This window comes from Lysobacter sp. A421, from assembly GCF_054052145.1.
The window spans coordinates 148,273-161,922 of the sequence record NZ_JBSVRL010000002.1; the positions used below are offsets into that span (position 1 = coordinate 148,273).

General features: G+C 67.1%; 12 protein-coding genes. 1 reads left to right on the forward strand and 11 read right to left on the reverse strand.

The annotated features are described in order from the left end of the window. Positions 1 to 8 precede the first annotated feature (8 nt). The 6 genes from ACW7G6_RS06095 to ACW7G6_RS06120 all read right to left on the reverse strand — a co-directional run bounded on the left by ACW7G6_RS06095 (position 9) and on the right by ACW7G6_RS06120 (position 7,767). Complete coding sequence (locus tag ACW7G6_RS06095; RefSeq protein ID WP_456977815.1) at positions 9 to 488, reverse strand: DUF421 domain-containing protein; 480 nt, start codon at positions 486 to 488, stop codon at positions 9 to 11. Between the two features lie 117 nt (positions 489 to 605). Next, a complete protein-coding gene (ribA, locus tag ACW7G6_RS06100; protein WP_456977816.1) occupies positions 606 to 1,334 on the reverse strand; it encodes a GTP cyclohydrolase II in 729 nt (242 codons plus the stop codon). Between the two features lie 184 nt (positions 1,335 to 1,518). Further along, positions 1,519 to 2,940, reverse strand: a complete 1,422-nt coding sequence (locus tag ACW7G6_RS06105; protein ID WP_456997782.1) for a sialidase family protein — start codon at positions 2,938 to 2,940, stop codon at positions 1,519 to 1,521. Positions 2,941 to 3,015: 75 nt separating this feature from the next. Further along, positions 3,016 to 4,455: a magnesium transporter gene (gene mgtE, locus ACW7G6_RS06110; RefSeq protein ID WP_456997783.1), complete on the reverse strand. Its 1,440-nt coding sequence runs from the start codon at positions 4,453 to 4,455 to the stop codon at positions 3,016 to 3,018. 247 nt (positions 4,456 to 4,702) lie between these two features. After that, the gene (mnmG, locus tag ACW7G6_RS06115) at positions 4,703 to 6,592 is read right to left on the reverse strand and encodes a tRNA uridine-5-carboxymethylaminomethyl(34) synthesis enzyme MnmG (protein WP_456997784.1); all 1,890 of its coding nucleotides are present in this window, start codon (positions 6,590 to 6,592) and stop codon (positions 4,703 to 4,705) included. A 593-nt stretch (positions 6,593 to 7,185) separates the two neighbouring features. Beyond that, the gene (locus ACW7G6_RS06120; RefSeq protein ID WP_456997785.1) at positions 7,186 to 7,767 is read right to left on the reverse strand and encodes a hypothetical protein; all 582 of its coding nucleotides are present in this window, start codon (positions 7,765 to 7,767) and stop codon (positions 7,186 to 7,188) included. 126 nt (positions 7,768 to 7,893) lie between these two features. Here ACW7G6_RS06120 and ACW7G6_RS06125 point away from each other — a divergent pair, with 126 nt between their 5' ends. Then, the gene (locus tag ACW7G6_RS06125; RefSeq protein WP_456997786.1) at positions 7,894 to 8,904 is read left to right on the forward strand and encodes a threonine ammonia-lyase; all 1,011 of its coding nucleotides are present in this window, start codon (positions 7,894 to 7,896) and stop codon (positions 8,902 to 8,904) included. A 9-nt stretch (positions 8,905 to 8,913) separates the two neighbouring features. On the opposite strand, the gene ACW7G6_RS06130 is transcribed toward ACW7G6_RS06125, so the two are convergent. The 5 genes from ACW7G6_RS06130 to bioF form a co-directional block, all read right to left on the reverse strand. Beyond that, positions 8,914 to 9,561 (reverse strand): hypothetical protein, encoded by a 648-nt coding sequence (locus ACW7G6_RS06130; RefSeq protein WP_456997787.1) that lies wholly within the window; start codon positions 9,559 to 9,561, stop codon positions 8,914 to 8,916. Between the two features lie 89 nt (positions 9,562 to 9,650). Further along, entirely contained in the window at positions 9,651 to 10,655 is a 1,005-nt protein-coding gene (locus ACW7G6_RS06135) for a multidrug resistance efflux transporter family protein (RefSeq protein ID WP_456977823.1), read from the reverse strand. Continuing rightward, a complete protein-coding gene (gene bioC / locus ACW7G6_RS06140; protein WP_456997788.1) occupies positions 10,652 to 11,587 on the reverse strand; it encodes a malonyl-ACP O-methyltransferase BioC in 936 nt (311 codons plus the stop codon). The genes ACW7G6_RS06135 and bioC overlap by 4 nt, the downstream gene beginning before the upstream one ends. Beyond that, entirely contained in the window at positions 11,584 to 12,369 is a 786-nt protein-coding gene (gene bioH / locus ACW7G6_RS06145; RefSeq protein WP_456997789.1) for a pimeloyl-ACP methyl ester esterase BioH, read from the reverse strand. The genes bioC and bioH overlap by 4 nt, the downstream gene beginning before the upstream one ends. 60 nt (positions 12,370 to 12,429) lie before the next feature. Then, a complete protein-coding gene (gene bioF, locus ACW7G6_RS06150) occupies positions 12,430 to 13,650 on the reverse strand; it encodes an 8-amino-7-oxononanoate synthase (protein ID WP_456997790.1) in 1,221 nt (406 codons plus the stop codon).

The following is a 13,650-nucleotide window of genomic DNA, read 5'->3' on the forward strand; positions in this document are numbered from 1 at the left end:
CCGCGCGGTCAATGCCCGGTGGACTTGGCAATCACGCTGAGCTGGCCATTGGGCTCCACTGTCACCAGCGCCGCATCCTCAACTTTCTCCAGGCCGTTGAGTCGCAACTGACTCAGCAGCTCCAGCTCGGTGACCAGCTCCTGGCGCATCGCTCGTCGCAGCATCTCGCCTTCGCGCACGATTACCACCGGAGCCTCGACGGTCCAGCGCGCGAACAGCGGTGACCGGAACTCCAGCATGTTGATCAACCAGGACCATGCCAGCACCACACCCGCCAGGACGACAAAATCCAGCGGGTGTTCCGCACCCGTCGACATCGAATCGGCCACCAAGCCGCCCATTATGACCAGCGCCAGCAGGTCACTTGGCGAGAGCCCGCCGATCTCGCGCTTGGGGAGCAACCGCAGCACGATCGCCAGCGAGAAATAGATCAACGTGGCGCGCGCCAGCAACTTCCATAGCGGCATCGACAGTTCGAATATCTCCATCGGCATCCGCCTCGCTGGTCACGTCATGTCGTCGAACCCCGAGGCTCTTGCCGCATGGGTCGGGGCACAGTAGCTACGCACCTCGTCGAGCCGACGTGAAGCCGGCGCCGGACGGCTTCAGTCGTGTGCCGGCGCCTTCGCCGCTGCCGTGGTGTCGATCAAGTGGCCGAGCTTGTCCTGCTTGGTCGCCAGGTAGCGCCGGTTGCTGGGATTGTGGCCGACCAGGATCGCGACCCGCTCGGTGACCGCAACGCCCACCGCCTGCATGGCCTTGACCTTGGCCGGGTTGTTGGTCATCAGGCGCAGCGCGTTCACGTCGAAATGCGCCAGCATCGGCTTGCATATCCCGTAGTCACGCAGGTCAGGGGCAAACCCCAACGCCTCGTTGGCCTCCACCGTGTCGGCTCCAGCATCCTGCAGCGCATAGGCGCGGATCTTGTTGAGCAGACCGATGCCGCGGCCTTCCTGGCGCAAGTACAGCAGCATGCCGCGACCTTCGGTGGCGATACGCTTGAGCGCCTCTTCCAGTTGCGCGCCGCAGTCACAGCGGCGGCTGAACATGGCATCGCCGGTCAGGCATTCCGAATGCACCCGCGCCAGCACAGGTTCGCCATCGGAAATAGAACCGAGGGTCAACACCACGTGTTCACCGCCGCTGGCACGATCGGCAAAGCCGTGCATGCGGAAGTTCGCCCACGGCATCGGCAGATCGCAGCTGTCAACGTAGTCGAGGCGGGGCGCACGTTCCGCAGACGGTTCCAGGCCGGCGTCCATGTCGTTCAATTTGGGCCCGGTAGCGGCATGCAGCGAGGTCGCGGTGTCGATGGCGGGTTTGGCATCACTCATGGGGGGCCTGCAAACGCTCTGTACTGGGGGCATGAATCAAAGGTCGTGGGCACTATCTTCCTCCAAACCGCCTGTCGGGCGAAGCCAAGGCTCCCACGGCCGGGGACAAACGCCAGACGAACACGAATCCGGCAACCCGACCCAACCGATATGGGGGCGCCATGAACGAAGAAAAAAGACCGGATCAGTGCAACGGACCGTTCTGCGCGACCTGCGATTGCATGACCGCACCGCGGACACTGGGCGTGCCGTCCACGACCTCGGTCCAGACCACATGGGCGTCGCCACCGGCAAGGGCGATCTGCGGAAAGCCGGTACCGCGCCCGCGCCCGGCGACCTTGGCCAGCTCGATGCGTTGCTCTTCCCGCGCCAGTCCGGCCGAGTAGCGAGCCAGCTGCAGCGACTGGCCTTGCGCGTCTTCACGCAGCCACACCACCCACGCCGAATCGGCGTCCATGGCCACCGCGATGCGCCCTTGTACCGCTTGACCCTGGTCCAGGGTGATCGGGGCGGCGAAGGTATCGCCGGCATCGTCGCTGTAGGCAAGCTTGACGGTCGGAATTTCGCCGGCCGGTGTGGATTGACTGGTGTACCAGCCGATCACGACCTGGTCGCCATTGGCCGCAATCGACGGGCCGTTGACGGGACAGGCCGGCATTTCCCACTGGTCGGGATGAACGATATGCGGCGGCGTCCAGTTGTTGTCCTGCCACCGGGTGACTGCGATATCGCGGATCTCCCCGGCGCTGCGGTCACGGTAGGCCAGCAGCGGGCCTTTGGACGTCACCGCGATGGCGGTCTGGCAACAGTCGCACGTCATCGCGTCGATGCGGGTGTCGGCCGACTTGCGCAGCAGGACCTTGTCCGCAGCCATGCCGTCAAACTGCGCGGCGTCAAACTGCGCGGCGCGCAAGCTCATCGCGCCCGCTTGGCTGGAATGGCCGTCATGCCCGGCGCCCGCATCGTGGCCGCCGCCCGCCGTCTGGCGGCCGTCCAGCCACGCCACGCCGAGTCCAGCCTCGCCCTGTGGCCACAATGAGACAAACCCATGCTCGGTCGCAGTGCCATCGTCGTTGACCAGTACCGGCGCCGACCAGGTGCCGCCACCATCGTCGGATCGCACCAGGGCGATGTCATAGGCGTATCCGGCGGCGGCGGACTTTTGCAGCCAGTGCGCCCACAACGCGCCATCATTGCCCATGGCGATATGCGGGGTGTCGGCCCAGTTGACGAACCAGTCGTCCCCGGTCGCTATTGTCGCCGGCGCCGTCCAGCCGGCCACGTCGTTTCCACCCGACGTCTCCGCGATGGAAAACCCCAGCGCGTGGCTGCCGGCCTGCCTGGGTTCAATCCAGGACAACAACAAGGTGCCATCCAGCGCTGCCACCAGATCCGGCTGGGCCGCGCCGACCGGCGCCGGCAACGGCCATGGATGACGTTGATACTCGGTGGCGATGGCAGAGGGGGGGACGTCGAGCGCACCGTCGCCGACTGCCGCGCTATCGACTGCCGCGGTGTCGGCGTCTGGTACCGGGCTGCAAGCGCCGCAAAGGATTGCGGTGGCCAGGACCGCGGTTGTCAGCACATCCAGGCGGGTCGGCTTCATCGCGACAGTCTACCGCTGCTGTCCGCCAACCGCCGACCCGGCGCCGTCACTCGATGGCGCGGGTTGCCGCCAACATCAGGCGACGGCATGACCCAGCCACGACAGCAGCACGGTGGCGATCGCAAAGTAGATCAGGATGCCCACGCCATCGGCCAGTGACGTGATCAGTGGCGAGCTGGCCGAGGCGGGATCGGCCTTGAACCGGTTCAGCAGGAACGGCAGCGACATGCCCATGACGCTGCCCACCAGCACGATCAGCAGCATCGTCAAGGCCACCACCAGGGCAATCGCCGGACCGCCACGAAACAGGCCGATCGCGCTCACGGCAAACGCCATCGTCAGCCCCAGCAACGTCGAGACCACCACCTCGCGCCCCAGCATCTTGCCCCAGTCGCGCATCTCCACGTCACCGGTCGCCAGCGCACGCACCATCAGCGTGGCCGACTGCGCACCGGCATTGCCGCCGCTGGCGATCAGCAACGGCAGGAAGAACACCAACGCCATGTTGGCCGCGATCAGGTCCTCGAAGTGGGCGATGCCGGCCCCGGAAAACAGGTTCGCGAACACCAGCAGCACCAGCCAGTAAACGCGCTGGCGGTACAGCAGTCCGACGGTGGCATCTTTCATGCTCATCGTCAGGCTGCCCAGGGTGCCGCCGGCCTTGTGGAAGTCCTCGGTCGCTTCCGCCTCGGCCACGTCCATCGCGTCATCGGCGGTGACGATGCCGACGATGCGCTCGTCATGGTCGACCACCGGCAACGCCATGAAGTCGTATCGCGCGATCTTGTTGGCCGCCTCGCTCTGGTCGGCATCGACGTGGACGGTGACGGGATTGGCAGCCATCATCTCCGACACCAGGGTGGCCGGATCGGCCAGGATCAAGCGCCGCAACGTGACCACACCCAGCAGACGGCGATCGTGGTCGATCACGTAGGAGGTGTAGATGGTCTCCTTGTCGGGCGCGACCCGGCGCAGCTCGGCGATTGCCTGGTCTGCGGTCAACTGCGGCGTCAGGGTCGCGTACTCGGACGTCATCAACGCACCGACGCTGTCACGCGGGTAACTGGCCAGACGCCGGATATCGTCGCGCTCGGCTTGCGCCAATGCCGGCAACAGGCGCTCGCGCCGATCCGACGGCAAGGTGTTGAACAGGTCCACGCGCTCGTCAGCGGACATCAGCTTGAGCAGTTCCAGCACCACCGGGCGCGGCATGCCGGCCACCAGCAAGGTCTGCAGTTCCAGCGGCAGGTAGCCAAACACCAGCGCGCGCTCGTCAGCGGCGATCAACGGCAGCACTGCGGCCTGTTGCTCCGGCGAAAGGCGGGTCAGCACGTCCGCCAGGTCGGCGGCCAGCACTTCGGTCAACGCGGCCTGCAGGGCCTCGGAGTTGTTGTATTGGAGCTGGTCGTGCCCAAGCTCGGCCGCGATCGCCTCGGCGACCAGATCGGCATCGAAGTTGCCGTGGATATCGGCGCGGTAAAACGGCCGCACGGCCTGTTGGGGGTTGGGTTGCATCTTCATGCCTCCGGCCGGTCGCTATCGTGCGATCGCGGAAGCTGGCAACACCGGTTTACCGGGTCGTCGCAGGCTCCACGCATCGCCGCGCGCGCGTGCGGGCCATGGTGTCGGGGAATGTTCTAGATCGACTCGGTGTGTCCACGGTGTGGTCATGGCCGGGGGAGTGGGGCCCCGGCAAGCTGCCGCAGTTTAGGCAGCCGCCCGCAAACCGGTCAACCGGGAGTTGACGCCGGCACCAGGTCTCTCAGGCGACCTGGTGGCGTCGCGCGCCCACCAGGTGCACCAGCAGCAGCGAGATCGCTGCCGGCGTCATGCCGGGGATGCGCTGGGCCTGACCAATGGTCTGCGGCCGCACGCGCTCGAGCTTGCCGCTGAGCTCTGCCGACAGTCCGTGGACCCGGGCGAAATCGAAGCCCGGCGGAATCGCGGTGGTCTCATGGCGTTGCTGGCGGGCAATTTCCTCGTTCTGGCGGTTGAGGTAGCCCGAATACTTCACCCCGATCTCGACCTGCTCGGCCACCGCCGGGTCGGCCACCGCCGGCCCCAGCGAAGCCACTGTTACCAGCCGCGCATAGGTCACTTCCGGCCGCTTGAGCAGGTCGCGCGCGCTGCTCTCGCGGCTCAGCTCGATCCCCAGGCTGGCATTGATCTCGCGGCCCAGCGGATTGTTGGGCGAGGCCCAGATCGCAGCCAGCCGCGCGTTCTCGGTCTCGATCGCCTCGCGCTTGGCGGCAAACGCGGCCCAGCGCGCATCGCCGACCAGACCCAGGTTGCGGCCAGTTTCGGTCAGCCGCAGGTCGGCATTGTCCTCGCGCAGCTGCAGGCGGTACTCGGCGCGGCTGGTGAACATCCGGTACGGCTCGACGGTGCCGTGGGTGATCAGGTCATCGACCAGCACGCCGATGTACGCCTCGTCGCGGCGCGGACACCAACCGGCCTCCCCACGCACCTGACGCGCCGCATTGACCCCGGCCAGCAGCCCCTGCGCGGCGGCCTCCTCGTAACCGGTGGTGCCGTTGATCTGACCGGCGAAGAACAGGCCCTCGACCGCCTTGGTTTCCAACGTCGCCTTGAGCCCGCGCGGATCGAAGTAGTCGTACTCGATCGCGTAACCGGCGCGGGTGATGTGGGCATTCTCGAAACCGCGGATCGAGCGCACCAGCTCCAGCTGCACATCGAACGGCAGCGAAGTGGAGATGCCGTTGGGGTAGATCTCGGCCACGCCCAGACCCTCGGGCTCGACGAAGATCTGGTGGCTGGCCTTCTCGGCGAAACGCACCACCTTGTCCTCGATCGACGGGCAGTAGCGCGGGCCGACCCCCTCGATCTGGCCGGTGTACAGCGGCGAGCGGTCGAGTGCGCCGCGGATGATCTCGTGGGTACGCTCGCAGGTCTCGGCGATCCAGCACGACAGCTGGCGCGGGTGGTCGTCACGCGATCCCATGAACGACATCACCGGACGCGGGTCGTCACCGGGCTGCTCGACCATCACCGAGTAGTCCAGGCTGCGTCCGTCGATACGCGGCGGGGTGCCGGTCTTCAGCCGATCCACCACGAACGGGCCTTCGCGCAACCGCTGCGCCAGGGTGACCGACGGCGGATCGCCCGCGCGCCCGGCCGCGTAGGTGGTCAGGCCGACGTGCACCTTGCCGGCGAGGAAGGTGCCGGCGGTCAGGATCACCGCCGGCGCATGGAAGCGCAGACCGGTCTGGGTGGTGACGCCGCGGACCTTGGCGTTGTCGAAATCGATGTCGTCGACCCCGGCCTGGAACAGGGTCAGGCCCGGCTGGTTCTCCACCGCACGGCGGATGAAGGCGCGGTAGAGGCTGCGATCGGCCTGGCAGCGCGTCGCGCGCACCGCCGGTCCCTTGCTCGCGTTGAGCCGACGCCACTGGATTCCGGCCGCATCGGCGGCGTGCGCCATGATGCCGCCAAGCGCGTCGATCTCCCGCACCAGATGGCCCTTGCCGATCCCGCCGATCGCCGGGTTGCAGCTCATCGCGCCGACCGTCTCGACGTTGTGGGTCAGCAGCAGGGTCCGCGCACCCGCGCGCGCCGATGCCAGTGCGGCCTCGGTGCCGGCGTGGCCGCCACCGACCACGATCACGTCGTATTGAAAGAAATCATTGCTCATCGCAAGACCTGGCCAGTCGGCCGTCATTGGGCAACCCGTCGTGACATCCCGAGCCGCCGCAGGGCGTGGATTCTACGCCGTTCACCCGTGTGTCGCGTCCGCACATGCTGGCGGAATATCCCGGCAGGCAGCGGGACTTGGCACGCTTCATGCTTTATCAATCATGCACCCAACAGGGCAGGCGCCTGGCGCCGGTCGGAATTGGAACAGGGCCGACCAAGTGCCTGTTGGGGAAGCACGGGGGCCGAATGTCGGGGGACATTCGGCCCTTTTTCTATGCATTAAATGTGACGCGCGCCTCACTTTGCGCGGATAAATACCGCCTCCCTGCCGCGGCGACACGCCTCCAGCCAGGGATTCCTGTCGCGCCCCGATGCGTCCCGATGCGTCCCGAACAAGCGAAAGCCCCGCCGGAGCGGGGCTTTCAGTGTAGGCGTCGACGTCAAACGAGGGCGGAACAGGGGGGATCCGAGATTCCTCGTGAGACGTCGACATAGAGACGATACCTGATTACGTCGCATTGCGACGCTATCTGTCAATACCAGCGCATCGTAGTCATCCGGTGTTGAATTACCGGATGCACCGTGAGGCCACTATTTCTGTCTTACGGGATTGGATTTTTCGCGTCCGGCCTTGGACTTGCGGATCATTGTCTCCGTCCGTGAGCCCCGATTGCTGCTTGTCGACGCTGGGCGCGCCGACGAGGCTGGGCGCGCGGCAGTCGGGCGAACCGGCGCGGCGATGACACTGCGCTGCACCGCCGCGGGCGAACCGGTAGGACGCTCGGAGCGCTGGATCCGTTCGCGCTGCAGGCGCTCGTAATCCCGCCACGGCGCGCGATCACGATCGGTATCCGGCCGCGGCGTGTGGTTGCCGTTGTTGCCGTTGTTGTTGTTGTGGCCGGGCCGCACCACGATCACCGGTGGCCGGTAGTAGCCGTAGGGATAGCTGCGGTTATAGCCGTTGCCGTAATAGCCATTGCCGTAATGGGCGCCGCCGTAGTACCCCGGGTACCGATGACTGGAGTAGCCGTCGTACTGGTTGTAGTACCGGTAGTCGGTGGTCGGCTGACCGTAGTAGTAGTCGCCGCGCGCCTGTTGATAGCCATACCCGCCGGTCATGCAACCGCCCAGCAGCGCCATCGCGGAAAGTGGCAAAATCAGTTTTCTCAGCATTGCGGGATCCCCCGTTATGATGTAGTCATCGTCGGCTTCCGCCGTTGAACTAGCGCTTAACTCGGCAATTCCCGCATTCAGCTCCTCTGCCATGACACGTTGCTGGCGTCGCGCCGGACTCATCCCATGCAAACTATCCTCCCCGAGACTCCGCCCGGCCAGCCATCCTCCGCTGCGCTGGATTTTGATGCCATCCTCCATGCCGCCGCGCGCATTGCACCGCACGTCCATGCAACCCCCGTGTTGCGGTCGCGCACCCTGGACACCTTGGCGGGCTGCGAGCTCCATTTCAAATGCGAGAACCTGCAGCGCACCGGAGCGTTCAAGTTCCGCGGAGCGTGCAATACGATTTTCTCACTGACGGAGGCCGAGCTCGCCCGCGGCATCGTCACCCAAAGCTCAGGCAACCACGGCGCGGGAGTGGCGCTGGCGTGCCGGTTGCGCCACGCCGAGGCAACTGTGGTGGCGCCTCGCACGGCATCGGCCGTCAAGCTCGCGGCAATGCGCAATTACGGCGCGAGGGTGATCCTGTGCGATCCGACGCAGGCAGCGCGCGACCAGGTCAGCGCCGAGGTGCTGCGCGACACCGGCGGGATATTGGTACATCCGTTCAACGACACCCGGGTGATCGCCGGCCAGGGCACTGCGACGCTGGAACTGCTGCACAGCGTCGCCAACCTGGACACCGTGATCACGCCCGTCAGTGGTGGCGGCCTGTTGTCCGGTGCGGCGTTGGCCGCGCACGGCATCGACCCGGCGATCGAGGTGTTGGGCGCAGAGCCCGAGGGCGCGCGCGACGCGCATGATTCGTTGCAGACCGGGACGCGCATTTCCGGCCGCGCCGTCAACACCATCTGTGACGGGCTGCGCGCGGAGCTGGGCACATTGACCTTCCCGATCTTGCAAGCCCACGTGCGCGCCATCCTGCTGGCCAGCGACCCACAGGTAGTGGCGGCGATGCGGCTGTTGTGGGAGCGCATGAAGCTGGTGGTGGAGCCGTCTGCCGCCGTGCCGCTGGCGGTAGTGCTGGGCCATCGCGAGCGTTTCGCCGGGCGGCGGGTCGGCATCATCCTCTCCGGCGGCAACGTCGATCTGGACGCGCTGCCGGCATTGCTGGCACTGGAAGCTACCGCCTGAGGGGCCGCGTTATCGCAATGGCACAACGTCCGCGGCCGGCGCAGCGACGCTGGTACCGATTGCCAACTGCTCCAGGCCTTCACCCAGCAACAGGCGTGCGACCGAGGCACGTTCCGGCAACGGCCGGTCGTGCAGCGCGTCCAGCAGCCAGCCAATCGACCGACAGCGGGCGTCGGCGTCAGTGCCATTCAAGCCGGCGACAAACCCGTCATTGACCAACGCCGCGCGTACCCCGGCAGCTTTCAGTGACTGCCGTGCAACGGCCTCGTCGTAAGGCTGTACCGGCGCTTGCATGGCCGCGACAAACACGTTGGCCACCGCGTTGGCAAAGCGGTCCTGGTTGGCCGGTCCCAACCGGTTGGCGATCGCGTTCAGCCCGGCCAGGCTGCGGTCCGCGCCGGGATCGAACAATTGACACAACGCGGCGGCTTCATCCGCGCTGCGGGTGCTTGCGTGGGCGGCCTGCAACAACCCGTCAATGGCCGGGTCCGGCGCGCGGCGCAACAATTCACGGCCATCGGCTACCAGCACACCCGGATCAAACCCCCACTGTTCAATGACGCTGGTGGGCGCGTCCTGCGCGCGCACCGGCAGCAGACTGGTGGCCAGCAGGGTGAGGACGGAAGTCGCCAAGACTATGGAGGTTGGGCTGAACATGCTCGACTCGTGGCGTGACGTGACGTGTGAACGAATCTAGCGACCCGCGGCTGAACGCAACGTGCGTTCTAGCCGCTGCGCTGCGCGCTTTAAGCGCCGCGCTCGCTTCGCAAGTCCTGGATGGCACGTCGGTCACCGGCGGCGTTGCGGGCGGCAACCCAACTGGAGCCGATAATGCCGACGATCACGATCCCGGCGCCCCACAACGCCAGGCCATGCGGCCATGTCTCGCCCAGCCAGAACACCCCCACGATGGTGGCGAACAGGATCTCCGCCCCCTGCATCGCCTCGACCGCCGCCAGGCCCGTTGCGGTGTCGCGAACCATGCCGGTGGCCTGGAAAAACAGCACCGTGGCGATGATCCCGGCGCCCACCGCCACCCCGGCCGCCAACCACACCTGGCCGGCGGGCGGCAGTCCGGCCTGGCTACCGGCATACAACGCCACCAGCAGCCACGCCGGCTGGCTGGCCAGGGTCAGTCCAAACACGCGTTGCGTGGCATTGAGCTCCGGGACGCCGGGCTGTGCGACCCGCTCCAGGTGCAGCAACAAACCGCGGTTGCCCAGCGGAAAGGCCACCGCGGCGAACACGACGCAGAACAAGGCAATCCAACCGTCGCGATCCAGACCCCCTCCGCTGACGCCAAACTGCATCAGCAATACGCCCGACACCACCACCAGTCCGGTGCCCAGTGCAGGCAACGGAATGCGTGCACGTTCGTCGGAGTACAACAGCGGAGCGCACAGCATCCCGGCAATCACGGTCAGCTGGAAGGTGCCGGCCACCAGCCATGACGGTCCGCTGGCGGCGGCGTAGCTCAGGCCGATGTAGAACAACACGAATCCGATCGTGCTCCAGCCCAACCACGGCCACGGATGCGCCCGGATCGCCTGCCACACCGGCTTGATCCCGCCCTGCCAGTGCATCAACGGCAGCATCAGCGGCAGGGCGATCAGGTAACGCAGCGCGGCCGTCCACGCCCAGTGTCCACCACCGGTTGCCGCCGCCCGGTTGAGCACATAGGTGCAGGTGAAAAACAGCCCCGACAGCAACGCTATCGCGACAGCAAGCAACGTCAGTCTGCGCTGGTTCAACGCTCAGGCCCGGAGCGCTTGCGAACCCGGATGGTCGACAGTGGCACCTGTACTTCGTCGACGCCATCGACCCGGATCGGCGCACCCGGCGGCGGGCCCCAGGCGTGGGCGTAGATCACCTCCCAGGTGGCCGGCAGCTGGCCATCGGGCCCGCGCAATGCCTCGTAGGCCCGGCTGGCCCGGGCAAACCTGGCACGGCCGGTAAGGCTGCGGCGACGCGTGGTCAGCGCGTTGGTGGCACCGAGCGCTTGCAGTTCGCGCATCAGGCTGGCCAGGTCGGGGTGGCCGAGGCGAAACTCGTCGCGGTCCAGTACCGGGTCCTTGAAACCGGCCGCGATCAGCGCATCGCCGAAGGGGCCGATCGCGGTGAACGGGCTCACGTGCGGCGCCTCGTCCGCATCGGCAAACGCCTGCCGCAACTCGATCAGGGTATCCATGCCGAACGTGGACACCAGCATCAGGCCACCGGGCTTGAGTACCCGCCGGATGCCGGCAAACACCCCGGGCAGGTCCTCGACCCATTGCAGGCACAAGTTGGAAAACAGCACGTCGACGCTGCGGTCGGCCAGCGGCAGCGCGTGTGCGTCGGCGCAGACCGCTACCGGCTTGTTCGCAAACGGATTCAGGCGTGGCAGGCCGGCCGTGCGCCCGGCGGCACTCACCTGCGCCAGCATCCCCGGGGCAGCGTCGATCGCCATCACCCGCGCCTTCGGCCAGCGTTTCTGCAACGTTGCCGACATATGCCCCGGCCCGCAGCCCAGGTCGACCACCAGCTTTGGCGGTGCCAGAGCGAGCGCGGGATCGTCAAGATAGTCCAGCGACTCGGCCAGCCGCGACGCCACTTCGCGCTGCAACGCGGCGGCGGAATCGTAGTCACCTGCGGCGCGCGAGAACGCGCGGCGCACCTGGCGATGGTCAAACAAGCCGTTCATGCCGGCTGCTCCGCATGGATCGATTGCATGAACGCGTCGATCTCGGTCGCGACTTCATCGGCGGCGCCCAGGAACGGCGCGTGACCGGCATTGCTAATCACCACGCTGCGCGCATTGGGCGCCAACGCGGCGGCGGCCGGCATCGCGGTAGCGGGAACCAGGCGGTCGCGTCGGCCGGACAACCACAGACTGGGCACCTGCAAATCCGCCAGTTCGCCGCGCATATCCACCGAGTCCAACAGACGCAAGCCCTCCAACAACGCGCGCGGCGCCGGCTCACCGCGCTCGAACGCCTGGGTCTTCAGCTCACGCAGTTCTTCCTGCGCGCTGCTGGAGCCCAGCGCCTCCAGCGCCAGGAAGCCCTCCAGGGTGCCGCGAAAATCACGCTGCAGTGCTTGCCCGAAGTCCGCAAACAGCTCGCGCCCGACTCCGTGCGGCCAGCTGTCATCGTCACTGCGTACGAAGCGCGGCGAGGAGGCAACCATCACCAGGCCGCGGACGTTGTCGGGGTGGTCCAGCGCGGCACGCATCGCCACCTGGCCACCCAGTGACCAGCCCAGCCAGACCGCATCGGGCACCTGCGCCACCAGCGCCTGTGCCAATGCCGCCGGCTCCAGGCTGCCGGCGTCGTCGCGGGAATGGCCATGGCCGGGCAAGTCGACGCTGTGCAGCGTATAGCGTCCGGCCAGGCGCTCAACCAGGGGGGCGAACAGGCCGCCGTGCATCGCCCAGCCGTGGATCAGGCCGAGTGCCGGGCCGTGCCCGCGGGTTTGAATGTGCATGGTGTTCTTTCGGCTACTGCGGGTGGAGTGAGTAGAGGGTCGAGTGCATTGCCGCTCGCGCTACGCCATCGCCCCGGCGTGGATCGAGGCAATCCGCGCTTCCGCCTCTGCGCGGTCCCGGGCCCGAAGCAACGCCTCGACCAACCCGTCGATATCGCTGCTGGCATGCAACGCCGACAAGGTTACCCGCAGCCGTGCGCGACCGTCCGGAACCGTGGGCGGCCGGATCGCGGCGACCCAGTAACCCTCACGCTCCAGGGCGGCGGCCATCGACAACGCACGCGCATCGTCACCGACCAGCACCGGCTGGATCGGCGTGTCCGACGGCAGCAGCGTCAACCCGGCGCTGCGCGCGCGACGGCGGAAATGGGCCGCCAGCTCGACCAGCTTCTCGCGCCGCCAATGCTCCTTGCGGGCCAGCCGCACCGCCGTCAGGCTGGCAGCGGCCTGGGCCGGCGGCAACGCGGTGGTGTAGATGTAGGGTCGTGCGGTTTCCGCCAAGTGCTCGATCAAGGCGTGGTCACCCACTACCGCGGCGCCGTAGCCGCCCAGCGCCTTGCCCAGGGTCGCCAGTTGCAGCGGGACCTGTTTCACCGACAAACCCGCTTCGGCCACGCTGCCCTGCCCTTCGGGGCCCAGCACGCCAACGCCGTGGGCATCGTCGACATACAGCAGCGCGTTTTGGACGCGCGCAACCAACGCCAGCTGGCGCAGCGGCGCGACATCGCCATCCATGCTGAACACGCCATCGGTGGCCAGTATCGCAACGCCTTCGGGCAGGCTGCGCAGCTGGCGGATCGCACCCTCCGCGTCGGCGTGCGGATAGCGCCTCAGGCGGCAGCCAGCCAGGCGCGCCGCATCGATCAGGCTGGCGTGGTTGAGGCGGTCCTGGACACAGATATCCTCATCACCGAGCAACGCCTGGACCACCGCCAGGTTGGCCAGAAACCCGCTGCCGAACAGCAGGGCCTGCGGCGCGCCGAGCCAATCGGCCAGCTCTTTCTCCAGCCGGTCGTGCAAATCATGGTGGCCGCAGACCAGGTGCGACCCCAGGCCACCGGCGCCCTCGCGCGCCGCCGCATCCTGCAGCGCACCGACTACGGCGTAATGCTGGGACAGCCCAAGGTAATCGTTGCTGCAGAAATTCAGCAGTTGGCGGCCATCGACGATGCAACGCGCGCCATCGCGATGGCTGACCACGCGCCGGACCCGGCTACGCGACGCGGCGACCCGCGCCAGACGTGCAGCCTCAATGCGTTCGCGCCAGGACGCCCGCGGCAT